Annotated in this window: 1 protein-coding gene; it reads right to left on the reverse strand. The window is 60.7% G+C overall.

What is annotated here, in order from left to right; translation table 11 throughout:
- On the reverse strand, positions 1 to 1425 hold a 1425-nt coding region (locus N5D22_RS27105; RefSeq protein WP_279659005.1), incomplete at its 3' end, for a mannose-1-phosphate guanylyltransferase/mannose-6-phosphate isomerase.
- Positions 1426 to 1441: the final 16 nt, after the last annotated feature.

The raw sequence follows: 1441 nt of genomic DNA on the forward strand, positions 1-1441 counted from the left end.
CCTCTTATAATCATCCTCGATGCGGATGACATCGTCCTCGCCGATATAGGCTCCGGTCTGGATTTCCACCAGTTCGAGCGGGATCTGCCCCTCATTGGCAAGCCGGTGCGGCTGGCCGATCGGGATATAGACCGACTGGTTCTCCGTCAGCAACTTCGTCTCCTCGCCGATCGTCACCGTCGCCGTGCCCTTGACGACGATCCAGTGTTCCGAGCGGTGATAATGTTTCTGGAACGAGATGCGATGACCGGGATCGACGGTGATGTGGCCCACCCGGTAACGCTCGTCCACATACATGTGTTCGATATAACCCCAGGGGCGATAGACGCGCTTGTGGCTTTGCGTCTGCGGTGCGTGTTCGCCGTCCTTCAGTGTCTCCACCAGACCCTTCACATCCTGCACCCGGTTTTTCGGCACCACCAGAACCGCATCCTTGGTGGCCACCACCACCATGTCTTTGGCGCCCACCACCGTCGTCAGCAATTGCGTCGAATGGATGAGGCAGCCTTCGGAATCGATGAAGACGCCGTTGCCTTCCAGCGCATTGTCGTTGCCGCGCTTGTCGGCGATTTCCCAGATCGCATCCCAGCTGCCGATATCCGACCAGCGGAAATGGCCGTGCACGACGGCCATGCGTTTCGTCTTTTCGATCACCGCATAGTCGATGGAGTTTTTCGGTGAGGCCTCGAAGCTTGCCTGATGCAGGCGCACGAAACCGAGGTCGCTTTCATATTGCTCGACCGCCTGCGTCACCGCGTCAAGGATCTCCGGCGCGAAGGCCTTCAGTTCGGCGATCATCACATCGGAGCGGAACAGGAAGTTGCCGGAGTTCCAGAGATAACCCTTTTCGAGATAGGAGATCGCCGTCTTCATGTCAGGCTTTTCCACGAAGGCATCAACCGTGCTCAGGTCCTCTTCGCCGTCGATCGCTTCGCCCGGCTTGATATAACCGTAGGAGGTGCGCGGTTCGCTCGGCACCAGGCCGAAAACGACGATATTGCCCTGATCGGCAGCTTTTGCGCCGAGTCTCACGGCGTCGGAGAATTTGTCGGCATCGAGCACCACATGGTCGGCGGCGAGCGCCAGCACCAGGCATCCGGGCTCGCGACGCTCGGCCAGCACGGCGGCGGCGGCCATGGCGGCGGCGCTGTCGCGGCGGGCGGGTTCAAGCACCACCGTTGCCGGCAGGTCGATCTCTTCCGCCTGACGGCGGGCGAAGAACCGGAAATCCTCGTTGGTGATGACAAGCGGCTCGGCATAAAGGCCCTTGTCGCCCACCCGCTGCAACGTCTGCTGATAGGTCGAAAGATTGCCGACCAGCGGCTGAAACTGCTTGGGCAGCTGATCGCGCGAGACGGGCCAGAGACGCGAACCGGCGCCGCCGGCCAGAAGAACCGGCGTGATCTTTCGAGAGTGTTCCTTCACGGCAAAACCTTTCCAA

Source organism: Agrobacterium sp. GD03872, from assembly GCF_029840625.1.
In the GTDB taxonomy this organism is placed as follows: domain Bacteria; phylum Pseudomonadota; class Alphaproteobacteria; order Rhizobiales; family Rhizobiaceae; genus Agrobacterium; species Agrobacterium fabrum_A.